The following is a 23,652-nucleotide window of genomic DNA, read 5'->3' as shown; positions in this document are numbered from 1 at the left end:
CACCAGCCCCACCGCCGCCAGCCCAAGAGAATGCCACTGGATCGCCATGGTGAACACCACTGCCGCCAGCACCTGCGCCAGGCAACCGAACAACAGCGAATGACGGGCGTTAACGCGGCGGCTCAGGATCTGGCTGATACCGGCGATCAGCAGATACACCGCAATCGCATAGCCAAAGACGCCACGAGCGTGCAGGCCTAACAGCGTTTCCGCCACGCCGGGGCCGATTGCCAAAATACTGGCGGCCAGCGCCCAACAGATAAATAAAGCCCCTGCACACACAAAGAATTTACCGCCGGTGGCGCGCAAGCCATCGAGCAGCGAGCTTTTTTCTGTCTCGGCCGACGTAACATGGCTCGGCGCCGTAACCACGCCACGCGGCCACGAGAACATCACGCCCAATGCAGCCACGGCGGCCATGACCATGATGAAAACAAATGGCAGCGTCGTGGGATGGAAACCGGTCTGCAAGGCGATGCCGCTGAAGATCGGGCCCAGCGCCAATCCGGTGGTGAATGACAGCGTCGCGATCAACGCCGCATTTTTGCCGCCGTCGCGCGGCCCAAACCGCACCAACGCGATGTTCGCCGCGCCGGTTAGCGCCCCGGTGCCCACCCCGGCCAACAGCCGCGCCATCAGCATCATGGCAAAGGTATCAGCCCGCGCGAACAGCAGGGCGCCGCTCAACACCACCAGCAATGCCGGCACGATCATGCTGCGTAAATCCTTTACTTTGCCGGCCAGATTGCCGACGCCGAACAAAGAGATCAGCACGCCGGCGGCATAGGCGCCGTAGATGACGGTCAGACTGACCGAGCTTAGCGTAAGCTGCTGCTGATACAGCGGATAAAGCGGCGTCGGCGCGCTGCTGTTCAGCAATGCCGACATCAAAGCCAGCGCCAGGAACAATAAAATTGTCCTGCCCGACGCCTGAGCATTTTGCGGCGCCGCAATCTGGCTGGCGGTATTTTCTGACATGTTTCAACTCCCAAAGACGGCAGACGGCGGCCTGCCGTCGACATTTTCCTCACCCGGCCTGCCGGGAACGGCGCTTATCATAGCGTTCCGGCGACGGGCGAAGTATCGTCAAGAATGAATCACCCTGATGCATTCTTGCATCACCGGAGAAATAACCGCCGATGTGCAGCCCGCTAACCGTCTTTCTCTCCCCCCGGGCAGAACAACGCTTTATGATAGAAACCGTTATTGTTCGCCTGGCTCGGCCTGTGCCCCACGGCGCCGACAAATCTGCAGAGAGGAAATGGCATGATGAATTGGGACGACGCGCGCTTCTTTTTGGCCGTCGCACGCTGTGGCACGCTACGCAAAGCCGCCAACCAGCTGCATGTCGATCAGGCGACCGTCGGTCGACGGCTCTCCGCTTTCGAAGACGCTCTCGGTTCCAAGCTGTTTATCCGCACGCCGAAATCCTTCGCCCTCAGCCCGTTGGGGGAAGAAATGCTGGCGGACGTGATGAAGATGGAGAATGCGGTGCAGGCGATCAACCGCAAAGCCGCCAGCGGCGATGACAGCCTGCACGGCCACGTGAGCATCGCCACCACCGATACCCTGGCCGAAGCCTTCGTGATACCCGCGCTGCAAGATCTGCGGGAACGCTATCCGGCCATCACCGTCACGCTGTTGACGGCACTGAACATCGCCGATATCTCTTATCACGGCGCGGATCTGGCGATCCGCGGTGCACGCCCCGATGACGATGAACTGATCATCAAGCGGCTGGCCACCATCGAGATGGGCCTGTACGCCAGCCCGCACTATCTGGCTCGGCGAGGTATGCCGGTCAAAGGCGAGCAGCTGCGCGGTCACGATCTGCTGATGTTCCCGCGCGAGCTGGTGCCGCGCCACTGGAACAATTTCTGCGGCGAAGCCCTGCACGAGCCCAACGTCGTGCTGCAATGCAATTCACAGCTGCTGCTGCGCTCCGCCACTCGCAGCGGGCTAGGCATCGGCCTGCTCTCCGCGTTTCTGGCGGATAAAGACCCGGAGCTGGTGCGCCTGTTGCCAGAGAATAAAGACTGGGTGGATATCTGGCTGGTGCTGCATCCCGATTTGCAGCGTGCCGCCCGCGTGCGCGCGGTGGTGCAGGCGCTGGAAACGTCGTTTAGCGCCCATTACGGCTAAGTGCCGTTTCTCCATAAAAAAAGGCCGCCGAAGCGACCTTTTTACCGTCTGAAGCGTTATCAGAACGTCGGCTGCGCCATCTGCACCAGCGAAATCAGCGGCTGAGGATAAACCCCCAACAGCAGCACCAGCGCGGCTGAGATCAACACCACGACGCCACCGGCGGTCAACGCCCAGTTGTTCGGGGTGTCGCGCTGCAGCGATTCCGGCGCGCTGAGGAACAGGCTGACAGTCACGCGCAGGTAGTAGTACAGGCCAATGGCGCTGCCTACCACGACTGCGCCGGTCAGCCACCACAGGTGTGCGCTGACGCCCATCGCGATCACGAAGAACTTACCGATAAAGCCCAGCGTCATCGGGATACCGGCCAGCGACAGCATCATCACCGTCATTACCGCGGACAAGATTGGCTTATGCCAGAACAGACCACGGTAAGAGAACAGCGAATCCGCATCCGGGCCGCGGTACGGGCTGGACATCAGGCTGACCACGCCGAAGGCGCCCAGGCTGCTGAACAGGTAACCGGCCAGGTAAACGCCGGCGGTTTCCAGCGACAGCTGATGGGTTTGCACCGCAATCAGCGCCACCAGCAGGTAGCCCAGGTGAGCGATCGACGAGTAGCCCAGCAGACGCTTGATGTTGGTCTGGCTGATGGCCATCAGGTTACCGAACAAGATAGAGCAGAACGCGATGATCGACAGCACCAGACGCAGCGCTTCGTTGTCGGCGGCCGGGGCATACAGGAACAGACGCATCACGACCGCGAAGATCGCAATCTTGCTGGCGGTCGCCAGGAAGGTCGAGACCGGCGCAGGCGCGCCCTGATACACGTCCGGCGTCCACAGTTGGAACGGCACCAGCGACAGCTTGAAGCCCAGACCGACGATCATCATGCCCATACCGGCCAGGATCAGCGGCTGGTGCATCATGTTTTCCTGCAGGCTCTTGCCGAGGCCGGCCAGCGACAGATCGCCGGATTCAGCGTACAGCAGCGCCATGCCGAACAGCAGGAACGACGACGCGGCGGCGGACAGCAGCATGTACTTGATGGCAGCTTCCAGCGGGCGCTTCTGACGATAGGCATAACCCACCAGGCCGAACAGCGGCAGCGAGATCAGCTCGATACCGATGAACAGCGAAGCCAGATGGTTGGCGCTCGCCAGCAGGATGCCGCCCATGGCGGCGATCAGCACCAGCAGGTAGAACTCTTCGCGGTTATCCGGATAGCCGACCAGCCACGGATAGGCGAAGGTGCAGGTCGCCAGACTCGCCAGCAGCACCAGCCCGGTGTAGAACATCGAGTAACCGTCAACTCGCAGCAGCGGGGTGACGTCCATTGGGCCTGCCTGGCCGACAAAGTACAGCGAAAGCAGCGCCAGGTTGAGACCGATCACGGTCAGGGTGGCGTTGATAAAGTGGTCGCGTCGCCACGCAATGCCTAGCATCACAACCACCACCGTCAATCCGACGATCAACAGCGGCAGCAGTGCGATCAGTTGTTGAGGAGTTATTGTCATGGCGAATTACGGCCTTGTTGTTGAAATTGCTGAAACTGACGAACCAAACCAGTGTTGCACGTTGCTCATCGCCGCGTTGGAAGTATCCAGAATCGGCTGCGGGTAAACCCCCAGCAGAACCAGCAACACCACCAGCAGCAGAATGATGAACAGTTCGCGCGCGGTCATGCCCTGCAGCGGCTGGTCGGATTTAGGCGCACCGTAGTAAGCGCGCTGCATCATGATCAGCGAGTAAACCGAAGCGAACACCAGACCGAAGGTAGAGATCACGGTGATCACCGGCACCACCTGGTAGCTGCCGAACAGAATCATGAATTCACCGACGAAGTTACCGGTACCCGGCATCCCCAGCGTAGCCACGGCGAAGAACAGCGACAGCGCAGGGATGAATTTGATACGCCCCCACAGGCCGCCCATCTGACGCATGTCGCGGGTATGCAGACGCTCATACAGCTGGCCGCAGATAATAAACATACCGGCGGCGGACAGACCGTGCGCGATCATCTGGATCACGGCACCCTGGTAAGCCAGCTGGCTGCCGGTGTAGATGGCAATCAGCACGAAGCCCATGTGCGATACCGAGGTGTAGGCGATAAGACGCTTGATGTCAGTCTGCGCGAACGCCATCCAGGCGCCGTAGAAGATGCCGATCACGCCCAGCCACATGGCGATTGGCGCGAACTCGTGCGAAGCCTCAGGGAACAGCGGCAGGCTGAAACGCAGCAGGCCGTAGGCCGCGGTTTTCAGCAAGATGCCCGCCAGGTCGACGGAACCTGCGGTCGGTGCCTGGCTGTGCGCGTCCGGCAACCAGCCGTGCAGCGGCACCACCGGCATTTTCACCGCGAAGGCGATGAAGAAGCCCAGCATCAGCAGATATTGCACGTTGTGGGACATCGGCGTTTGCAGCAGGTCTTCGTAATCGAAGGTCCACACGCCGGTGGCGTTGTAATGCACGAACACCAGGCCCAGGATCGCAATCAGCATCACCAGACCGCTGGCCTGGGTGTAGATGAAGAACTTGGTCGCCGCGGTGATACGGGTTTTACCGTCCGACGCTTTGTGCCCCCACAGCGCGATCAGGAAGTACATCGGCACCAACATCATTTCCCAGAAGAAGAAGAACAGGAACATGTCGATGGCGAGGAACACACCGATAACGCCGCCCAGGATCCACAGCAGGTTGAGGTGGAAGAAACCCTGATACTTCTGGATTTCACGCCAGGAACAGAGGATCGCCAGCACGCCCAGCAGACCGGTCAACACCACCATCAGCAGCGACAGACCGTCCAGCGCCAGGTGGATGGAGATGCCGAAGCGCGGGATCCACGGCAGCAGGAATTCGCTCTGCCACTGCGGAATGCCTTTCGGCGTGGTCAAGGTATAGCCGCCCTGCATCCACAACTGCAGAGAGAGCGCCAACGTCAGCCCCATTGCGATCAGCGCTATCCAGCGCGGCACCTTAGTACCGAAGCGCTCAAGCTGCCAGCACAGCAGACCGCCGATAAAGGGGATAAGAATTAGCCAAGGTAATAGCATGGCGTTTTGTGTCCCTTATACGAATAATTTCAAACTTTGTACGTAGCGCCTGCCCGGCGCTACGCCCGAAAAATGCGTCTGTTTAAATTATTCAATTAAACCAAAATCAACAGAGCCAATACGACCACTGCACCCACACCCATAGACGCTATATACCAACGCACCTGACCGTTCTCGCTCACCGTCAGACCGCGGTTCCCCCAGCGGGAGAAGACGGCCGGCAGGTTCATCAGCGAGTTCAGCGGATCGCGCTGCAGCAGCTTCGCAATGCCCAGGTACGGCTTGACGAACACTTTGTCATACAGCCAGTCGAAGCCCCAGGCATGGAACCACCAGGTCGAGAAGAAACGACCCGGCGCGCTGTTGGCGATGCTGTTGACCAGGCTGCGTTTGCCCAGCCACAGCGCGGCCGCCAGCAGAATGCCGACGATAGCCACCACGCCAGAGGTGATTTCCAGCGTCAGCACGCTGCCGTGCGCCAGTTCAGTGGTATCCGGCAGCACGCCCTGCAACGGCGGCACGATCATCGCGCCGACGAAGGTAGACAGCACCAGCAGAACCAGCAGTGGCAGGTGGTGAGTGATGCCTTTACCGGCATGCGCTTTGATTTTCTCTTCGCCATGGAACACGATGAAAATCATACGGAAGGTGTACAGCGAGGTCATGAACGCACCAACCAAGCCGGCCACCATCAGGTTGATGTGGCCGTTGGCCATCGCGCCCGCCAGGATCTCGTCCTTACTGAAGAAGCCGGCCGTGACCAGCGGCAACGCAGACAGCGCCGCGCCGCCCACCAGGAAGCAGACGTACACCAGCGGGATGCTCTTGCGCAAACCGCCCATCTTGAAGATGTTTTGCTCGTGGTGGCAAGCCAGGATCACCGAACCGGACGACAGGAACAGCAGCGCCTTGAAGAACGCGTGGGTCATCAGGTGGAAGATCGCCGCGTCCCATGCCTGCACGCCCAGTGCCAGGAACATGTAACCGATCTGGCTCATGGTGGAGTAAGCGAGCACGCGCTTGATGTCGGTCTGCACCAGCGCGGCGAAGCCGGCCAGCAGCAGAGTGACCGCACCGACGATGCCCACCAGGTGCAGCACTTCCGGCGCCATCAGGAACAGGCCGTGCGTACGGGCGATCAGATAGACGCCCGCGGTCACCATGGTCGCCGCGTGGATCAGTGCGGAAACCGGGGTTGGGCCCGCCATCGCGTCCGCCAACCAGGTTTGCAACGGCAGCTGCGCCGATTTACCGACCGCGCCGCCCAGCAGCATCAGGGTCGCCCAGGTGATGGCCGTGTCGCCCACCGCCAGTTTCTGCGGCGCCAGGATCATCAGCTCGCGGATGTTCAGCGTGCCCAGCTCGTTGTAGAGGATGAACAGCGCGAACGCCAGGAACACGTCGCCCACGCGGGTGACGATAAAGGCTTTCATCGCCGCCGCGCCGTTGGCCGGATCTTTGTAGTAGAAACCGATCAACAGGTAGCTGCACAGGCCTACGCCTTCCCAACCCAGATACATCAGCAGCAGGTTGTCCGCCAGCACCAATACCACCATGCTGGCGATAAACAGGTTGGTGTAAGCGAAGAAGCGCGAATAGCCCTCTTCACCGCGCATGTACCAGGAAGCGAACATGTGGATGAAGAAGCCGACACCGGTGACCACCGACAGCATGGTCAGCGACAGGCCGTCCAGCACCAGGGTCACGCCGATATTGAAGTTGCCGACGGCCATCCAGGTCCACAGGCTTTGCTCGAACAGCTGCACGCCGGCGGCTTTCTGGGCGAGGAAATCCATCGCCACATACACCGTGACCAGCGCAGCCAGGCCGATAGAACCCACGCCGACGGTGGCCGCCGTGTTTTCAGACCAACGACCGCGGGAAAATGCCAACAGCAGGAACCCGATCAGCGGTAGCAGAATTGTTAAATATAATAGGTTCATCCGCGCATCTCACTGACAGTATCAATATTCAGGGTATGACGACGACGGTAGAGCTGCAGCAGCAGCGCCAGGCCGATACTGGCCTCGGCTGCCGCCAGGCTGATCGCCAGGATGTACATCACCTGCCCGTCCGCCTGGCCCCAGTAGCTTCCCGCCACGATAAACGCCAACGCCGCAGCGTTGATCATCACTTCCAGGCTGATCAGCATAAACAGCAGGTTGCGGCGCACCAGCAGCCCGGTCAGCCCGAGCACAAACAGGATAGCCGCCAGGATCAGGCCATGTTGAAGAGGGATCATGCTTGCTCCTCCGATTTTCTTCTCGCCATTTCGCCACTCGCCGGCGCGTTGCTCAGCACCTCGCCAGGCTTGTGCTCGCGGCCGATATGGAAGGCGACAACCAGACCCGCCAGCAGCAGCATTGAAGCCAGCTCAACCGCCAGTACGTAAGGTCCGAACAGGCTGATGCCCACCGCCTTCGCGTCGACCATCTCGCCGCTGATACCCTGATCGGATACGCTGCGGATCGCGACGATCAATACCACCAGCAGCGCCAGTGACAACAGGCCAGGCCCGATCCACACCGTCGGCTTCATCCAGTCGCGTTCTTGCTGCTGCACGTTGCCGAGGTTCAGCATCATCACCACGAACACGAACAGCACCATGATGGCGCCCGCATAGACGATGATTTCCAACGCGGCGGCAAAGTAGGCACCGAGAGAGAAGAAGACTGCCGAGATCGCCAGTAACGAGACGATCAGATACAGCAGCGCATGCACAGGGTTGGTATGGGTGATCACGCGAATCGTCGCGGCCACCGCAATCAAACCTGCCAGATAAAATGCAATTTCCATGCTTGCTGGCTCCTTAGGGCAACAGACCTTTGACGTCGATCGGTTTGGCTTCGTTTTCGGCTTCGCCTTTGGCTTTGCCGTCAATCGCCATACCGGCCATCCGGTAGAAGTTATATTCCGGATATTTACCCGGCCCCGAGATCAACAGATCTTCTTTTTCGTACACCAGATCTTGACGCTTGTACTCACCCAGTTCGAAATCCGGCGTCAGCTGGATAGCGGTAGTCGGGCAAGCCTCTTCGCACAGGCCACAGAAAATGCAGCGCGAGAAGTTGATGCGGAAGAACTCCGGATACCAACGGCCGTCTTTCTGTTCCGCTTTTTGCAGCGAGATACAGCCGACCGGGCAGGCCACCGCACACAGGTTACAGGCGACGCAGCGCTCTTCGCCGTCCGGATCGCGCGTCAGCACGATGCGGCCGCGGTAGCGCGGCGGCAGGTAAACCGGTTCTTCCGGATACATCTGGGTTTCGCGCTTGGCGAAGGCATGCATGCCAATCATCCAAATGCTGCGCACCTGGGTGCCGAAACCAACCACTAACTCTTTCAATGTCATGGTTTATTCACCCCTTATTGAGCGTTGTACAAAATGACCGCGGCGGTTGCCAGCAGGTTCAGCAGCGTCAGCGGCAGGCACACTTTCCAGCCGAAGGACATCACCTGGTCATAACGCGGACGCGGCAACGCGGCACGGATCAGGATGAACATCATCATGAAGAAGGCCGTTTTCAACGCGAACCAGATGAATGGCGGCAGGAACGGACCCTGCCAGCCGCCGAAGAACAACGTCACAATCAGGGCGGACACGGTGACGATACCGATGTATTCCCCCACGAAGAACAGACCGAACTTCATGCCGGAATATTCGATGTGGTAACCGTCAGCCAGTTCCTGCTCGGCTTCCGGCTGGTCAAACGGGTGGCGGTGACACACCGCCACGCCGGCGATCGCAAAGGTCACGAAGCCGAAGAACTGCGGAATGACGTTCCAGACGTGCGCCTGGGATTCAACGATGGCCTGCATGTTGAACGAATCCGCCTGCATCACCACGCCCATCAGCGACAGGCCGATGAACACTTCGTAGCTCAGGGTTTGCGCGGAGGCGCGCATCGCGCCCAACAGCGAGTATTTGTTGTTGCTCGACCATCCGGCGAACAGCACGGCGTACACCGCCAGGCCGGCCATCATCAGGAAGAACAGAATGCCGATGTTGAGATCGGACACCGCCCAGGTCGGGCTGACCGGAACGATGGCAAATGCCAGCAACAGGGAAGTAAAGGCGATCATCGGCGCCAGGGTGAAGATCACCCGGTCGGAGAATCTCGGTACCCAGTCTTCCTTGAAGAACATTTTGATCATGTCGGCGACCAGCTGCAGCGAGCCGCCCCAGCCTACGCGGTTCGGTCCGTAACGGTTCTGGAACAGGCCGAGCAGGCGGCGTTCGCCGAAGCTCATGAACGCCCCGCACGCCACGACCACCAACAGGATCACGACCGCTTTAAGAACGGCGATCAGAATGTCGATCACCTCAGGGGTAAACCAGCTCATCGTGCTGCCTCCCGCAGATTGTCTACCTTAGCACCCACCAAAATCGGCGGGATCCCTGGCAAGCCGAGCGGCAAACCAACCTGGCCCTGGGTCAGGGTTTCACTCAGACGTACCGGCAGACGCAAGGTCTGGCCCGCACAGCTGAACTCCACCAGGCTGCCCGCGTTGACGCCAAGGGTCGCCGCGTCGGCCGGGTTGACCATCACGTAAGCTTCCGGCATGCGCTGCTGGATCACGTGAGAGCGCTGCGACATTTCATCGCTGCCGAACAGGTGGTAGTAAGGCGCGACACGCCAGCCGTCGTTCGGATTGAAGGCGGCTGGCACGCGGTCGAAGTAACCGAGGCTGCCCTCCCCCGCTTCGATCAGGCGCACGCCCGGATCGCCGTGGCGCAGTTTGCCGCCCACTTCGGCCTGGAACTTGTTCCATGCCTGCGGTGAGTTCCAGCCTGGCGCCCAGGCGAACGGGATCTGCTGACGATCGGCCAGCGGGCTGTTGTTCCCTTCCATCGAGAAGGCGAACATGGTGTCTTTATCCTGCGGCTGACGCGGCTCGTGCACGCTGATGTTGGCGCGCATGGCGGTACGGCCGCTGGAACGGTGCGGCGAACGCGCCAGCTTCTGACCGCGAATGCGGAACGTCGCGTCCGGCGCGGCATCGACGATGCCCTGCAGCTGCGGCAACGCGGCGACGCAAGCGGCGATCACGTCATCGAGCTGGGTCCAGTCCACATGGCGGCTGGTGTAGGTGGAGTGCAGCGAGTGCATCCAGCGCCAGCTTTCCAGCATCACGGTGAACTGATTTTTCTTGGCGTCGTCATAGTAAGCCGGATCGTATACCTGGAAGAAGCGCTGCGCGCGGCCTTCCTGGTTGATCAGCGTACCGTCGCTCTCGGCGAAGCTGGCCGAGGAGAGGATCAGGTTGGCTTTGTCCATGATCGCGGTGCGCTGGTGGTCGGCGACGATCAGGTTGTTGACCTTGGCCAACGCTGCGTCCACCTGCGCCGCCGGCGCATGACGATAGAGATCGTTTTCCATCACGATGGCGGTGTCGGCTGCGCCACTCGCCAGCTGTTCCAGCGCTTGATCGAGCGAACCGCCGCCGATCATCGCCAGGCCCATGCTGTTGGCAGCGCCCGCCACGAAGGTGATGCCGACATCGGAACCGCGGCCCTTCAACGCTTTGGCGATGTTGGCCGCCGCTTGGATGATGGCTTCGCTGCCGGCGTTGCTGCCGGTCACGATCAGCGGTTTGCGTGCGCCGGTCAGCGCCTGCACGATGATATCGACTTTCTTGTTCAGGCCGTCGGCCAGATCGTTCACCGCCGGCGCTGCGCTATCCAGCGCGTGCGCGATGGCGAAGCCGAAGCGTGCCTGCTCGTCCACCGGCGCGCGGTAGTTCCAGGCGGCAATGTCGTCCAGGCGGGTGTTGTCGATGTTAGTGGTGAACAGCGGGTACTTGGCGTGCTGACCGATGTTCTGCACCGCCGCGATCTGCCAGTCGGCAACACGTTGCGCCGCCGCCATCGCGCGAGCTTTCCCTTTGACGGCCTGGCGCACGGACAGCGCGATACGCGCACCGGTTTGCGTCAGGTCTTCGCCCAGCACCAGCACCGCGTCGTAATCTTCGATCTCACGCAGCGCCGGCGTATGGACGCCGCCGTTTTTCAGCACGTTCAGCATCAGCGCCAGGCGTGATTGTTCCGCCTGAGCGATACCGGTGTAGTAGTTCTCGGCGCCGACCAGCTCGCGCAGTGCGAAGTTGCTTTCCAGGCTGGCGCGCGGGGAGCCGATGCCGATGGTTTTCTTCGCCTGACGCAGGATGTCCGCCGCGCCCTGCATCGCCTGCTCGGCGTTCAGGGTGATCCAGTCATCGCCGCGCAGCTGCTGCGGTTGACGCGGACGATCTTTCTGGTTGACGTAGCCGTAACCGAAACGACCGCGGTCGCACAGGAAGTAGTGGTTCACGCTGCCGTTGTAACGGTTTTCGATACGGCGCAGCTCGCCATAGCGTTCGCCCGGGCTGGTGTTACAGCCGATGCTGCACTGCTGGCAAATGCTCGGCGCGAACTGCATGTCCCATTTACGGTTGTAGCGTTCGGAGTGCGTTTTGTCGGTGAATACGCCGGTCGGGCACACTTCCACCAGGTTGCCGGAGAACTCGCTTTCCAGCGTGCCGCTTTCCGGGCGACCGAAGTAGACGTTGTCGTGCGCGCCGTACACGCCGAAGTCGGTGCCGTCCGCATAGTCTTTATAGTAACGCACGCAGCGGTAGCAGGCGATGCAGCGGTTCATCTCGTGCGAGATAAACGGCCCCAGCTCCTGGTTGTTGTGGGTACGCTTGGTGAAGCGGTAGCGGCGGAAGCTGTGGCCGGTCATTACCGTCATATCCTGCAGGTGACAGTTACCGCCTTCTTCACAGACCGGGCAATCGTGCGGGTGGTTGGTCATCAACCACTCGACCACGCTTTCACGGAACTGCTTCGCTTCGCCGTCATCGATGGAGATGAAGGTGCCATCGGATGCCGGGGTCATACAGGACATCACCAAACGGCCGCGCGTATCTTCCGCGTTTTGGTATTGCTTTACCGCACATTGGCGGCAAGCGCCGACGCTTCCCAGCGCCGGATGCCAGCAAAAGTAAGGAATATCAAGGCCGAGGGAAAGACAAGCCTGCAGCAGGTTGTCCGCCCCGTCTACCTCATACTCTTTGCCGTCTACATGAATCGTAGCCATAGTCAGCATGCTTCCAAGTGGCCTGCCTTGCGGCAGGCGTTAATCAAAAATTCTGGCCGTGTTCGGGCGAGTTCGGCTTACCAGCGCTGCTTCAGCAGATTGTTCGGCTGAATGCCGCCAATCGCATGGGCGTTGCCGAAGTGCTGCACGGCGATACCCGCCTCGAACTCTTCACGGAAATATTTAATCGCGCTTTGCAGTGGCTCTACGGCACCTGGCGCGTGGGCGCAGAAGGTTTTGCCCGGGCCGAGGGAGCGGCACAGCTGTTCGAGGGTTTCGATATCCCCCGGCTGCCCTTCGCCGTTTTCCAACGCACGCAGGATCTTCACGCTCCACGGCAGGCCGTCGCGGCATGGCGTACACCAGCCGCAGGACTCGCGGGCGAAGAACTCTTCCAGGTTACGCACCAGCGGCACCATGCCGATCTCGTGGTCTACCGCCATCGCCAGCGCGGTGCCGAGACGGCTGCCGGCTTTGCCGATCGCGCCGTATTCCATCGGCAGGTCGAGGTGATCGGCGGTCAGGAAGTCGGTGCCCGCGCCGCCCGGCTGCCAGGCTTTGAAACGCAGACCGTCGCGCATGCCGCCGGCGTAGTCTTCCAGGATCTCGCGCGCGGTGGTACCGAACGGCAGCTCCCAGACGCCCGGATTTTTCACCCGGCCGGAGAAGCCCATCAGCTTGGTGCCTTTGTCTTCACTACCGGAGATGCCGGTGTACCACTCCACGCCGTTCGCCAAAATGGCCGGCACGTTGCACAGCGTTTCGACGTTGTTGACGCAGGTCGGCTTGCCCCAGACGCCGGCGCTGGCCGGGAATGGCGGCTTGGAGCGCGGGTTGGCGCGGCGGCCTTCCAGCGAGTTGATCAGCGCGGTCTCTTCGCCGCAGATGTAACGGCCGGCGCCGGTGTGCACAATCAGCTCGAAATCAAACCCGGTGCCGAGAATGTTCTTGCCCAGATAGCCGGCTTCGGTGGCTTCCGCGATGGCGCGACGCAGGTGCGCCGCCGCTTCGATGTACTCGCCGCGCAGGAAGATGTACCCGCGATAGGCTTTCAGCGCGAACGCGGAGATCAGCATGCCTTCCACCAACAGGTGCGGCAGCTGCTCCATCAGCAGGCGGTCTTTATAGGTGCCCGGCTCCATCTCATCGGCGTTACACAGCAGGTAACGGATGTTCATGGATTCGTCCTTCGGCATCAGGCTCCACTTCAAACCGGTGGAGAAGCCCGCGCCGCCGCGGCCCTTCAGCCCGGAATCTTTCACCAAGCCGACGATCTCGTCCGGGGCCAGGCCTTTGAGGGCCTTCTCTGCGCCGGCATAGCCGTTTTTGCTGCGGTATTCGTCCAGCCACAGCGGCTGCTTGTCATCGCGCAGACGCCAGGTCAGCGGATGCGTTTCGGGAGTGCGTACAATGTGCTTGGTCATTGATACTGCTCCAGTAGCGTCTCGATATCTTCAGGCTTCAACTGACTGTGAGTGTCCTCATCAATCATCATGGTCGGCCCTTTATCGCAGTTGCCCAGACAGCAGGTCGGCAGCAGCGTGAAGCGGCCATCAAAAGTGGTTTGACCCGGCTTGATGTTCAGCTTCTTCTCGATAGCGGCCTGAATGCCCTGGTAACCGGTGATGTGACAAACAACGCTGTCACAATAACGGATCACGTGACGTCCTACTGGCTGACGGAAAATCTGGCTGTAGAACGTGGCCACGCCTTCTACGTCGCTGGCGGGGATGCCCAGCACTTCCGCGATGGCGTAAATCGCACCGTCCGGAACCCAGCCGCGCTGCTTCTGCACAATTTTCAGTGCTTCGATGGAAGCGGCGCGCGGATCCTCGTAATGGTGCTTTTCGTGCTCGATCGCATCACGTTCTTCCGCGCTCAGTACAAATGCATCAACGCCGCTCTGAGGAGCGGCTGCATTGATGGGCTCGAGCGCATCGTTGACTGCGTGATTGTCTTTTTGATCATGCATAGTTAGCGGTCCACATCTGACATTACAAAATCGATACTACCCAGATAGACGATCAGGTCGGAAACCAGGCTGCCTCGGATGACCGATGGGATCTGCTGCAGGTGCGCAAAGCTCGGCGTACGTACCCGGGTGCGGTAGCTCATGGTGCTGCCGTCGCTGGTCAGGTAGTAGCTGTTGATCCCTTTGGTGGCTTCAATCATCTGGAATGATTCGTTGGCTGGCATCACCGGGCCCCAGGAAACCTGCAGGAAGTGGGTGATCAGCGTTTCAATGTGCTGCAGCGTGCGCTCTTTCGGCGGCGGCGTGGTCAGCGGGTGATCGGCCTTGAACGGGCCTTCCGGCATGTTGTTCAGGCACTGTTCGAGGATGCGCAGGCTCTGGCGCAGCTCTTCCACCTTCAGCATCACGCGGGTGTAGCAGTCGCTGTTGCCGTCGCCCACTGGCACTTCGAAGTCGAAGTTCTCATAGCCGGAGTAAGGACGCCATTTACGCACGTCGAACTCAACGCCGGTAGCACGCAGGCCGGCACCGGTCACACCCCACTCCAGCGCTTCCTTGGCGTTGTAAGACGCTACGCCGATGGAACGGCCTTTCAGGATGCTGTTCTTCAGCGCCGCTTTCACGTAAGAATCCAGACGTTTCGGCATCCAGTCGAGGAATTCACGCAGCAGGCGATCCCAACCGCGCGGCAGATCGTGCGCGACGCCGCCGATGCGGAACCAGGCCGGGTGCATACGGAAGCCGGTAATCGCTTCCACCAGATCGTAGATTTTCTGACGGTCGGTAAAGGCGAAGAACACCGGGGTCATCGCGCCGACGTCCTGAATGAAGGTGGAGATATACAGCAGGTGGCTGTTGATACGGAACAGCTCGGACAGCATCACGCGGATAGTGTCGACGCGCTCAGGCACCTTAATACCGGCCAGCTTCTCGACCGCCAGCACGTAAGGCATTTCGTTCACGCAGCCGCCGAGATACTCGATGCGGTCGGTGTACGGAATGTAGCTGTGCCAGGATTGACGCTCGCCCATCTTCTCGGCGCCGCGGTGGTGATAACCGATGTCCGGCACGCAGTCGACGATCTCTTCGCCGTCCAGCTGCAGAATGATGCGGAACGCACCGTGCGCAGACGGGTGGTTCGGGCCGAGGTTGAGGAACATGAAGTCTTCGTTCTCGGTGCCGCGCTTCATGCCCCAGTCTTCCGGCTTGAAGGTCAGCGCTTCCATCTCCAGATCTTCTTTCTGCTTGGTCAGCACGAAAGGATCGAATTCGGTGGCGCGCGCCGGGTAGTCCTTGCGCAGCGGGTGCCCTTCCCAGGTCTGCGGCATCATGATGCGCGACAGGTGCGGGTGGCCGTCGAAGGTGATGCCGAACATTTCCCAGGTTTCGCGCTCATACCAGTTGGCGTTCGGGAATACCTTGGTCGCCGTGGGCACGTGCAGGTCTTTTTCAGACAGCGCCACCTTCAGCATGATGTCGCGGTTGCGCTCGATGGAAATCAGATGGTAGAAAACGGAGAAATCCGCAGCGGGCAGGCCGTCGCGGTGGGTGCGAAGACGTTCGTCCACGCCATGCAGATCGAACAGCATGACATACGGCTTCGGCTGTTTTCTCAGGAACGTCATTACTTCCAGTAACTGGTCAGGTTTAACCCATACCACGGGCATGCCGGTACGGGTGGCCTGAACAGTAAAGGCTTCCGGCCCAAAACGGTTGCGCAGTTCGCCGATCACCGGGTCGTCAAGGTGATCTCGGGTCTGCCAGGCAGGCAAGGCGTCGTGCGTCGTCAAATCTGTCATAATTTTTTTTCACCACACTAAAGGGTTATTCGCCGCAAGTTTCACTTTTCGCTGTGTTAACCAATAGCGCACTAAGATGGACGTTAAATGAACGTCTTAAATCTCGTCAGGCGTCCGGAGGTTGGTCACCGCGATGCGCTCGCCGTGTTTACGCTCTCTTTCAGACTGCATATTGGCGCGGTAAACGCCCTGATCGCCGACAACCCACGACAGCGGGCGACGTTCTTTGCCGATAGATTCCTGCAGCAGCATCAGCGCTTGCATGTAGGCTTCCGGACGCGGTGGGCAGCCGGGAATGTACACGTCGACCGGCAGGAACTTGTCCACGCCCTGCACCACGGAATAGATGTCGTACATACCACCGGAGTTGGCGCAGGCGCCCATCGAGATCACCCACTTCGGTTCCAGCATCTGCTCGTACAGGCGCTGGATGACCGGGGCCATCTTGGTGAAACAGGTACCGGCCACCACCATCAGGTCAGCCTGACGCGGGGAGGCGCGCAACACTTCCGCACCGAAACGCGCCACGTCGTGAACGGCGGTAAACGACGTCACCATCTCCACGTAACAGCACGAAAGGCCGAAGTTATACGGCCAAATAGAGTTTTTACGCCCCCAGTTCACCATGTCATGCAGCGCATGTTCGAGTTTACCCATGTAAACCGTGCGGTGGACCTGTTGTTCCAGGGGATCGGCGACGATCTCCTGTTTTTGCAGGGGATAACGGTCGTTCTCACCGTTCGGGTCTATGCGGGTGAGCGTATAGTCCATCTTAATGCCTCGCTGTTACTGCGGATGACTGTTGGTGTTAGTGATCGTGCTCGGTTTGCTGCGGCGTTGGGAACGCGCCGGAGTCCAATCCAACGCGCCGATGCGCACCAGATAAACCAGACCGGCCAATAGCACCAAAATGAAAATGGCGGCTTCGATAAAGCCTACCCAACCGCTCTCGCGAACCGAGACCGACCAGGCATACAGGTATAAGGCTTCAACGTCGAAAATAACGAAGAACATGGCCACCAGGTAGAACTTGGCGGACAAGCGCATGCGCGCCGTGCCGACCGAGTCGATGCCTGATTCAAACGGGGTGTGTTTGGCGCGCGCCCGGGCTCTCCCGCCCAAGAAGAACGCGCCCAGCAGCATTAAGCCGCAGAGCCCGATAGCCACAACGAGAAATACGGCGAGCGCCCAGTGATGAGCGATAACTTCAGTGGTTGTTGACATACTCTATGCTTACTCATCAAAAGTGGCGTCGATCGCACTGCTCTTGTCACCGGCAGTTAGTGCGCCACATCGATTTAAGGGAAGGATAAATAACCACACAAACAAACTGCTTTTACAGCGAGTTAGGCAGCGTTTTTCTGTGGGCTTTTTACTCCTTTCTATAACCTTTTGTCAACTTTGACAAAAGTATCTACACACTAGTTTACATACGTATCATTTGATTAACATTTGATGCGCCAGGGACAGGCTAAATCGTGTCAGTTAATTTTTGTGTAGAAACAGATAGATATAAACCAACATGCACATTTCAGTTTTACTATACCATTGTCTCAGGAATTCCCTGTTCTTCCACTCACTACCTAGGGGTATTTTTTTGATCCAGGACACGTTTTCAGCATAAATCCTCAAAAAAAGTGTGGCCCTTTAACAATTTTCCTCAAATTGAGCCGCAAAAACGGCCGCTATAAGCTAACAAAATACCCCTGCTATTACCATGCCTTTAACCCATTCAATCTTATTGCTCAAAAAACGAACTTAGCGTATTAAACCCGGCCAAACTCTCTTTTCATTAACGCTTAAAAGTTAACAAAACAGCCAATTCAATTGAAAATACAAGCCAAATACATATAAATAAATTTTTAGGTAAAAAAAGGGCAAAAAAAACCTCCGCCGAAGCAGAGGTTTTTCATCAGATATCACGCCGCGACGTTATTCTTCTTCGTCCACCAGGCTGGCGTCATCCTGATCGCTCTGGAGACCGCCTTCCGCACCGTTGAAGCCATAGCCGTCATTGCCGCCCTGCATCGCGCTGAAGATGGCCATCGCCAGCTCGTTGCTGCACTGCGCGTTTTTGCACAGCGCATACTGGGTATCCGGCAGCGGCGGCAAACCTTCCACCGCGCCCAGCACCCGCAGATCGGGGCTCATCATCTCGATCGGCCGTGCGGTCACGCCCAGGCCGGCTTTACAGGCCGCCCGCACCGCGGACAGCGTGGAGGCGACGTAGGCGATACGCCACGGAATACCGGCTTCGTCCAACTGTTTAATCGCCAGCGCGCGGAACGGACTTGGCTCATCCATTACCACCAGCGGGATCGGTTCGCCGGCCTGATAGTGATAATCGGCGGCGCAATACCACAGCGTCGGCGACGTGCGCAGCACGATGTGCGGGTGCCCGGCCGGATCCGCCGTGGTCACCGCCAGATCGATCTCGCCCTCTTCCAGCAGATCGACCATCGTCGTACTGCGCTTTACGCGCACGTCAATGGCCAGCTTCGGATAGATGGCAGTCACGCGGTTCAACAGGAAAGGCAGAATGGTATCGGCGGTGTCGTCGGAAGCACCGATGGTCAGAACACCTTTTATATTGTTGTACATCAGCGAGGTACAGGCTTCGTCGTTAAAGCGCAGGATCTTCCTGGCATAACCGAGAAGCTGAATACCATGCTCAGTCAGGAGTTTGTTGCGCCCATGGCGGGCAAACAGTTCTTTGCCGACCAGTTGCTCTAATCGCTGCATTTGTTGACTGACGGCTGATTGAGTACGGCAAACGGCAACAGCCGCCGCGGCGAAGGTATTCAAATCAGCAACCGCAACAAAGGTTCTTAGCAGATCGAGGTCGAGATTAAGTATCGGACGATTTGCAGTTGTCATAGTGTATTCTTCACTTTTTTAAATTCTAATTTACGAACTACTACCCTGGTGTGTTTCTCAGACGCCGTTGAAAAGGACGGCGCCTGTTATGACAGTACCCCACTCATAAGTGGAGGGCAAAAAAATTACTTATGATTCGTTACCTCTATCGCTTTTTAAAATGCGATCTATCGATGGTGCTTATAGAACGCGGGGGACTGAATACCGGTGAAAAGGGAAAACCCCCACCGAACCTGAGATTTTACTCATTCATACTGCCTAATTTCCACTCCATTCGTGCTACTGAGAACCCTTATCAACCGGCCTTCAGACTGCATTCCAGAGCAAAAAAGATAAATAATTAACGGTACCGACTTCGTGTGACTACTCAATGAATTTAATAAATTCAATCATTAAGATTTTTGCTTTAAATAATAATCTTATAACCACATAAACAATGCTTAAGGTAAAATATAAAGTAAAGCTAATGTAAATATGTCATTTTCCTTAGTGTGGTGCGCGAACCGACACCCCGCTATCAGACTACTCCGGTATTATCGTTCCTTTACAGTTTATTGAAGCCTATTCTCCCTTTCGGCTTATCAGTTCACTGCTGCCGGCCGCGATCGCCGGCACGTCTCGTTTATCGACGCTTGATTTAACAGAACAAAACCCTAGTAAAATTATAGTTCATGAAATTATGAACCACAAAATAACTTTACCTTTGCTTATCATAACTAAAATCCCCCGTTACGACATGCATTTGCACCAAAGGCGTGCAAAACCCTTCAAAAGCAACTACGCCAGGAGTACATTGGGCGGGTTGCGGCGTCCCACGGTAGGAGCGCCCCTATCCCAGCAAAAGGCTCAACTTTTTATGTCCCCCATTGAGAAATCCAGCAAACTGGACAACGTCTGCTATGACATTCGCGGCCCGGTGCTTAAAGAAGCTAAACGTCTTGAAGAAGAAGGCAACAAAGTCCTGAAACTGAACATCGGCAACCCTGCCCCGTTCGGTTTCGACGCCCCGGACGAAATCCTGGTCGACGTGATCCGCAATCTGCCCACGGCGCAAGGCTACTCCGACTCCAAGGGCCTCTTCTCGGCGCGTAAAGCGATCATGCAGCACTATCAGGCGCGCAACATGCGTGACGTGACCGTTGAGGATATCTACATTGGCAATGGCGTCTCTGAGCTGATCGTCCAATCCATGCAGGCGCTGCTCAACAGCGGCGACGAAATGCTGGTACCGGCGCCGGACTACCCGCTGTGGACCGCTGCGGTATCGCTGTCCGGCGGCAAGGCCGTGCACTACCTGTGCGATGAGCAGGCCGGCTGGTTCCCGGATCTGGACGATATCATCAGCAAGATCACCCCACGCACCCGCGGTATCGTGATCATCAACCCAAACAACCCGACCGGCGCGGTTTACAGCAAAGCGCTGTTGGAACAGATCGTCGAGATCGCCCGTCAACACAACCTGATCATCTTCGCCGACGAGATCTACGACAAGATCCTGTACGACGACGCCGAACACCACTCGATCGCCGCACTGGCGCCAGATCTGCTGACCGTGACCTTCAACGGCCTGTCGAAAACCTACCGCGTGGCGGGCTTCCGCCAGGGCTGGATGGTGCTGAACGGGCCGAAGAAGCACGCCAAAGGCTATATCGAAGGGCTGGAGATGCTGGCTTCGATGCGCCTGTGCGCCAACGTGCCGATGCAGCACGCCATTCAGACCGCGCTGGGCGGTTATCAGAGCATCAGCGAATTCATTCAGCCCGGCGGCCGCCTGTACGAACAACGCAACCGCACCTGGGAATTGCTCAACGACATCCCGGGCGTCTCTTGCGTGAAGCCGCAGGGCGCGTTGTACATGTTCCCGCGCATCGATGCCAAACGCTTCAACATCCACGACGACCAGAAGCTGGTGCTGGATCTGTTGCTACAGGAAAAAGTGCTGCTGGTGCAAGGTTCGGCGTTCAACTGGCCTTACCCGGATCACGTGCGCATCGTCACCCTGCCGCGCGTAGACGAACTGGAAATGGCGGTCGGCAAGCTGGGCCGCTTCCTTGAAGGTTACCACCAGTAATCGCCTGGGGCGCAGCGCCTTGCTGCGCCCTTCTCTTATTGCCCGGTTGCAAAATTCGCCGTCACTGCTTCACAATGGGGCCCTCACTTGCCGTTAAAGAGAGCACCATGAGCCAGAGCCATTTCTTCGCCCATCTGTCCCGCCTGAAACTGATCAACCGCTGGCCACTGATGCGCAACGTGCGTACCGAGAACGTCTCCGAACACAGTCTGCAGGTGGCTTTCGTCGCCCACGCGTTGGCGGTGATCAAGAACCGCAAATTCAACGGCAACCTCAATGCCGACCGTGTTGCGCTGTTAGCGATGTATCACGACGCCAGCGAAGTGATCACCGGCGACATGCCGACGCCGATCAAGTACTACAATCCGCAGATCGCCCATGAATACAAGAAGATCGAAAAGATCGCCCAGCAAAAGCTGCTGGACATGATCCCCGCTGAGCTGCGCAACGATTTCCGCACCATTCTCGATGAGCACTACTACAGCGAAGATGAAAAGCAGGTAGTGAAGCAGGCAGACGCGCTGTGCGCCTACCTGAAATGTCTGGAGGAACTCTCTGCCGGCAACAATGAATTTACCCTGGCCAAGGCGCGGCTGGATAAAACCCTGGAACAGCGCCGCAGCCCGGAAATGGACTACTTTATGGACGTGTTCATTCCCAGTTTCAGCCTGTCATTGGACGAAATCAGCCTCGACAGCTCGCTGTAACCCCACCGGCGCAGCCTCGCTGCGCCGTTAAAAACCGTAGAGCCACGGCACCACAATCACGCTGACCGCCATCACCAACAGGGTGAACGGCACGCCGAGACGCACGAAATCGCCGAACTTGTAATTGCCCGGCCCCAGCACCAGCGTGTTGACCGGTGAAGAGACCGGCGTCATAAAGGCGGCGGACGCGGCGATGGCGATAATCATCGCGAACGGGTATGGCGAGACGCCCATTTCGCGCGCGGCGGCAATGGCGATCGGCGCCATCAGCACCGCCGTCGCGGTATTGGAAATAAACAGGCCAATGGTGGCGCACAAGACGAACAGGCACAGCAGCATCACGCGCGGCCCCGCGCCGCCGGCGACGTCCATCAGCCCGCGAACGATCAGATCCACGCCGCCGGTCTTTTGCAGCGCCTGCGCGAACGGCATCATGCCGACGATCAAAATGATGCTCGGCCAATGGATCGATTTATAGGCGCTCTCCATGTCGATACAGCGGAACTTGCCCATCAGCAGGCAGGCGATCAACGCCGCGATCGGGTTGGGGATTTCGTCGGTCAGCATCATCGCCACCATCAACGCCAGGCAAAACAGCGCGTGCGGCGCCTGGGTGATGGCCGGCGCCACTTCGTCCACTTCGGCCGGCAGGTTGAGCACGATAAAGTCGTGGGTTTTGGCCTGCAGCTGACGAATCGCCTTCCAGTCGCCGATCACCAGCAAAATGTCGCCCAGCTCCAGCGGCTCGTCCACCAGCTTGCCGCTCAGAGTCTCGCCGTGGCGGCGGATGCCCACCACATTCAGATCGTAGCGGCTGCGGAACGCTGCTTCACGCAGGCTTTTGCCCAGCAGCGCCGAGTCCGGGATCAGCGACACTTCGGCCATGCCGACGTTGCGCGACTGTTCAGAGAAGTAATCGCCGCGCAGCACCATCGGCTCCAGCCGCTGCTCGCCGCAGAATTCGCGCAGATCGACCTGGCTGTCCGACATGTCGATCAAGAGGACGTCGCCCTCGCGCAGCTCGGTGCTACCGGAGGCGCTGACCATCACCCGCCGGAAGCGTTTCCAGCGCTCGATGCCCACCACGTTGGCACCATAGCGCGCACGCAGGTGCAGTTCATCCAGCGAACGTCCGATCAGCGGCGAAGCGCTGCGGACAGCCAGCCGCCGCGCGCGGCCGGTCAGCTTGTAATCACGGATCAGGTCGCGGAAGGTGCGACGCTGCCAGTCATCGCCGGCTTTGCCGGTGTCACCGCTGCCCAGCCAACGCCGGGCGATCAGCATGTAGCCGACGCCCAGCGCCAGCACCACCAGGCCAATGGGCGTCACGCTGAAGAAACCGAAACCATGGATGCCTTCCCGCACCAGTTCGCTGTTGACCACCATGTTGGGCGGCGTGGCCACCAGCGTCATCATGCCGCTGATCAGCCCGGCGAAGCTGAGCGGCATCATCAGCCGCCCCGGCGCGATCTTCATTCTGGCCGTCACGCTGAGCACCACCGGGATAAAAATCGCCACCACGCCGGTCGAGCTCATGAACGCGCCCAGCCCGGCGACCGTCACCATCAGCAGCATCAACATTTTGGTTTCGCTGCTGCCGGCCACTTTCACCAGCCAGTCGCCCACCTGATAGGCCACGCCGGTGCGCACCAGCCCTTCGCCGATCACGAACAGTGCGGCGATCAAAATCACGTTGGGATCGCTGAAACCGACCGTCGCTTCCTGCAGGCTGAGCGTGCCGCTCAGCACGAAGGCGATAATCACCAACAGCGCCACCACGTCCATCCGCAGCTTGTTGGTGGTAAACAGCACGATGGCAATCAGCAGTAAACTCAGCACCCACAGTAATTCGCTGTTCAAAACGGCCTCATCCGGCAAATGTCCAAAGGTCTAAAAAATAGCATAAAAAAACCCCGCCGAAGCGGGGTCTAATCAATTAGGGTGAAGATAAT

At 58.8% G+C, this 23,652-nt stretch carries 19 protein-coding genes; 3 read left to right on the top strand and 16 right to left on the bottom strand.

Annotated features, from left to right (window positions below; all coding sequences use genetic code 11):
* Window positions 1-978, bottom strand: a 978-nt coding sequence (locus BVU99_RS06330; RefSeq protein WP_099817745.1) for an MFS transporter, incomplete at its 3' end; no start/stop codon positions are given.
* A gap of 288 nt (window positions 979-1,266) precedes the next feature.
* Here BVU99_RS06330 and BVU99_RS06325 point away from each other — a divergent pair.
* Entirely contained in the window at window positions 1,267-2,142 is an 876-nt protein-coding gene (locus BVU99_RS06325; protein ID WP_025303658.1) for a LysR family transcriptional regulator, read from the top strand.
* A gap of 59 nt (window positions 2,143-2,201) precedes the next feature.
* Here BVU99_RS06325 and nuoN read toward each other — a convergent pair whose 3' ends face one another.
* The 14 genes from nuoN to lrhA form a co-directional block, all read right to left on the bottom strand.
* A complete protein-coding gene (gene nuoN, locus BVU99_RS06320) occupies window positions 2,202-3,659 on the bottom strand; it encodes an NADH-quinone oxidoreductase subunit NuoN (RefSeq protein WP_025303659.1) in 1,458 nt (485 codons plus the stop codon).
* 6 nt (window positions 3,660-3,665) lie between these two features.
* Window positions 3,666-5,195 (bottom strand): NADH-quinone oxidoreductase subunit M, encoded by a 1,530-nt coding sequence (nuoM, locus tag BVU99_RS06315; RefSeq protein WP_025303660.1) that lies wholly within the window; start codon window positions 5,193-5,195, stop codon window positions 3,666-3,668.
* Window positions 5,196-5,290: 95 nt separating this feature from the next.
* Window positions 5,291-7,138 (bottom strand): NADH-quinone oxidoreductase subunit L, encoded by a 1,848-nt coding sequence (nuoL, locus tag BVU99_RS06310; protein ID WP_043140059.1) that lies wholly within the window; start codon window positions 7,136-7,138, stop codon window positions 5,291-5,293.
* The gene (gene nuoK / locus BVU99_RS06305) at window positions 7,135-7,437 is read right to left on the bottom strand and encodes an NADH-quinone oxidoreductase subunit NuoK (RefSeq protein ID WP_004936014.1); all 303 of its coding nucleotides are present in this window, start codon (window positions 7,435-7,437) and stop codon (window positions 7,135-7,137) included. The genes nuoL and nuoK overlap by 4 nt, the downstream gene beginning before the upstream one ends.
* Window positions 7,434-7,991 carry an NADH-quinone oxidoreductase subunit J gene (nuoJ, locus tag BVU99_RS06300; protein WP_019453717.1) on the bottom strand — a complete coding sequence of 186 codons (558 nt, stop codon included), beginning with the start codon at window positions 7,989-7,991 and terminating at the stop codon, window positions 7,434-7,436. Before nuoJ ends, nuoK begins: the two co-directional genes overlap by 4 nt.
* A 13-nt stretch (window positions 7,992-8,004) precedes the next feature.
* On the bottom strand, window positions 8,005-8,547 hold the full coding sequence (nuoI, locus tag BVU99_RS06295) for an NADH-quinone oxidoreductase subunit NuoI (RefSeq protein ID WP_025160170.1): 543 nt from the start codon (window positions 8,545-8,547) through the stop codon (window positions 8,005-8,007).
* A 14-nt stretch (window positions 8,548-8,561) separates the two neighbouring features.
* Entirely contained in the window at window positions 8,562-9,539 is a 978-nt protein-coding gene (gene nuoH / locus BVU99_RS06290; RefSeq protein WP_025303661.1) for an NADH-quinone oxidoreductase subunit NuoH, read from the bottom strand.
* The gene (gene nuoG, locus BVU99_RS06285; protein ID WP_043140271.1) at window positions 9,536-12,274 is read right to left on the bottom strand and encodes an NADH-quinone oxidoreductase subunit NuoG; all 2,739 of its coding nucleotides are present in this window, start codon (window positions 12,272-12,274) and stop codon (window positions 9,536-9,538) included. Before nuoG ends, nuoH begins: the two co-directional genes overlap by 4 nt.
* Window positions 12,275-12,351: 77 nt before the next feature.
* The gene (gene nuoF, locus BVU99_RS06280; protein ID WP_015378579.1) at window positions 12,352-13,698 is read right to left on the bottom strand and encodes an NADH-quinone oxidoreductase subunit NuoF; all 1,347 of its coding nucleotides are present in this window, start codon (window positions 13,696-13,698) and stop codon (window positions 12,352-12,354) included.
* Window positions 13,695-14,246: an NADH-quinone oxidoreductase subunit NuoE gene (nuoE, locus tag BVU99_RS06275; RefSeq protein WP_004936034.1), complete on the bottom strand. Its 552-nt coding sequence runs from the start codon at window positions 14,244-14,246 to the stop codon at window positions 13,695-13,697. The genes nuoF and nuoE overlap by 4 nt, the downstream gene beginning before the upstream one ends.
* 2 nt (window positions 14,247-14,248) lie before the next feature.
* A complete protein-coding gene (gene nuoC / locus BVU99_RS06270) occupies window positions 14,249-16,045 on the bottom strand; it encodes an NADH-quinone oxidoreductase subunit C/D (protein WP_025303662.1) in 1,797 nt (598 codons plus the stop codon).
* A 96-nt stretch (window positions 16,046-16,141) separates the two neighbouring features.
* Window positions 16,142-16,816 carry an NADH-quinone oxidoreductase subunit B gene (locus BVU99_RS06265; RefSeq protein WP_004936039.1) on the bottom strand — a complete coding sequence of 225 codons (675 nt, stop codon included), beginning with the start codon at window positions 16,814-16,816 and terminating at the stop codon, window positions 16,142-16,144.
* A gap of 15 nt (window positions 16,817-16,831) precedes the next feature.
* A complete protein-coding gene (gene nuoA / locus BVU99_RS06260) occupies window positions 16,832-17,269 on the bottom strand; it encodes an NADH-quinone oxidoreductase subunit NuoA (protein WP_025303663.1) in 438 nt (145 codons plus the stop codon).
* A 708-nt stretch (window positions 17,270-17,977) separates the two neighbouring features.
* Window positions 17,978-18,922: a transcriptional regulator LrhA gene (gene lrhA / locus BVU99_RS06255; RefSeq protein ID WP_025303664.1), complete on the bottom strand. Its 945-nt coding sequence runs from the start codon at window positions 18,920-18,922 to the stop codon at window positions 17,978-17,980.
* Between the two features lie 856 nt (window positions 18,923-19,778).
* Between lrhA and BVU99_RS06250 the strand changes: the two genes are divergently transcribed.
* Together BVU99_RS06250 and yfbR are read left to right on the top strand one after the other, a co-directional pair.
* Window positions 19,779-20,993 carry a pyridoxal phosphate-dependent aminotransferase gene (locus tag BVU99_RS06250; protein ID WP_025303665.1) on the top strand — a complete coding sequence of 405 codons (1,215 nt, stop codon included), beginning with the start codon at window positions 19,779-19,781 and terminating at the stop codon, window positions 20,991-20,993.
* A 107-nt stretch (window positions 20,994-21,100) separates the two neighbouring features.
* On the top strand, window positions 21,101-21,700 hold the full coding sequence (yfbR, locus tag BVU99_RS06245; protein WP_025303666.1) for a 5'-deoxynucleotidase: 600 nt from the start codon (window positions 21,101-21,103) through the stop codon (window positions 21,698-21,700).
* A 27-nt stretch (window positions 21,701-21,727) separates the two neighbouring features.
* Here the strand turns inward: yfbR and BVU99_RS06240 are convergent, their stop codons facing one another.
* Window positions 21,728-23,578 carry an SLC13 family permease gene (locus BVU99_RS06240; protein ID WP_072008257.1) on the bottom strand — a complete coding sequence of 617 codons (1,851 nt, stop codon included), beginning with the start codon at window positions 23,576-23,578 and terminating at the stop codon, window positions 21,728-21,730.
* Window positions 23,579-23,652 lie beyond the last annotated feature (74 nt).

This window comes from Serratia sp. OLAL2, assembly GCF_002752475.1.
GTDB lineage: Bacteria > Pseudomonadota > Gammaproteobacteria > Enterobacterales > Enterobacteriaceae > Serratia > Serratia bockelmannii.
This window is presented reverse-complemented; position numbering and strand designations above follow the sequence as displayed.

What these genes read in the sequence shown, in the direction of transcription:
- nuoF (WP_015378579.1), bottom strand. Translation starts at nt 13,698, where the DNA reads ATGACCAAGCACATTGTACGCACTCCCGAAACGCATCCGCTGACCTGG.
- BVU99_RS06265 (WP_004936039.1), bottom strand. Translation starts at nt 16,816, where the DNA reads ATGGACTATACGCTCACCCGCATAGACCCGAACGGTGAGAACGACCGT.
- nuoH (WP_025303661.1), bottom strand. Translation starts at nt 9,539, where the DNA reads ATGAGCTGGTTTACCCCTGAGGTGATCGACATTCTGATCGCCGTTCTT.
- nuoC (WP_025303662.1), bottom strand. Translation starts at nt 16,045, where the DNA reads ATGACAGATTTGACGACGCACGACGCCTTGCCTGCCTGGCAGACCCGA.
- lrhA (WP_025303664.1), bottom strand. Translation starts at nt 18,922, where the DNA reads ATGACAACTGCAAATCGTCCGATACTTAATCTCGACCTCGATCTGCTA.
- nuoG (WP_043140271.1), bottom strand. Translation starts at nt 12,274, where the DNA reads ATGGCTACGATTCATGTAGACGGCAAAGAGTATGAGGTAGACGGGGCG.
- yfbR (WP_025303666.1), top strand. Translation starts at nt 21,101, where the DNA reads ATGAGCCAGAGCCATTTCTTCGCCCATCTGTCCCGCCTGAAACTGATC.
- nuoA (WP_025303663.1), bottom strand. Translation starts at nt 17,269, where the DNA reads ATGTCAACAACCACTGAAGTTATCGCTCATCACTGGGCGCTCGCCGTA.
- nuoE (WP_004936034.1), bottom strand. Translation starts at nt 14,246, where the DNA reads ATGCATGATCAAAAAGACAATCACGCAGTCAACGATGCGCTCGAGCCC.
- nuoL (WP_043140059.1), bottom strand. Translation starts at nt 7,138, where the DNA reads ATGAACCTATTATATTTAACAATTCTGCTACCGCTGATCGGGTTCCTG.
- nuoM (WP_025303660.1), bottom strand. Translation starts at nt 5,195, where the DNA reads ATGCTATTACCTTGGCTAATTCTTATCCCCTTTATCGGCGGTCTGCTG.
- nuoK (WP_004936014.1), bottom strand. Translation starts at nt 7,437, where the DNA reads ATGATCCCTCTTCAACATGGCCTGATCCTGGCGGCTATCCTGTTTGTG.
- BVU99_RS06325 (WP_025303658.1), top strand. Translation starts at nt 1,267, where the DNA reads ATGATGAATTGGGACGACGCGCGCTTCTTTTTGGCCGTCGCACGCTGT.
- nuoJ (WP_019453717.1), bottom strand. Translation starts at nt 7,991, where the DNA reads ATGGAAATTGCATTTTATCTGGCAGGTTTGATTGCGGTGGCCGCGACG.
- BVU99_RS06250 (WP_025303665.1), top strand. Translation starts at nt 19,779, where the DNA reads ATGTCCCCCATTGAGAAATCCAGCAAACTGGACAACGTCTGCTATGAC.
- nuoI (WP_025160170.1), bottom strand. Translation starts at nt 8,547, where the DNA reads ATGACATTGAAAGAGTTAGTGGTTGGTTTCGGCACCCAGGTGCGCAGC.
- nuoN (WP_025303659.1), bottom strand. Translation starts at nt 3,659, where the DNA reads ATGACAATAACTCCTCAACAACTGATCGCACTGCTGCCGCTGTTGATC.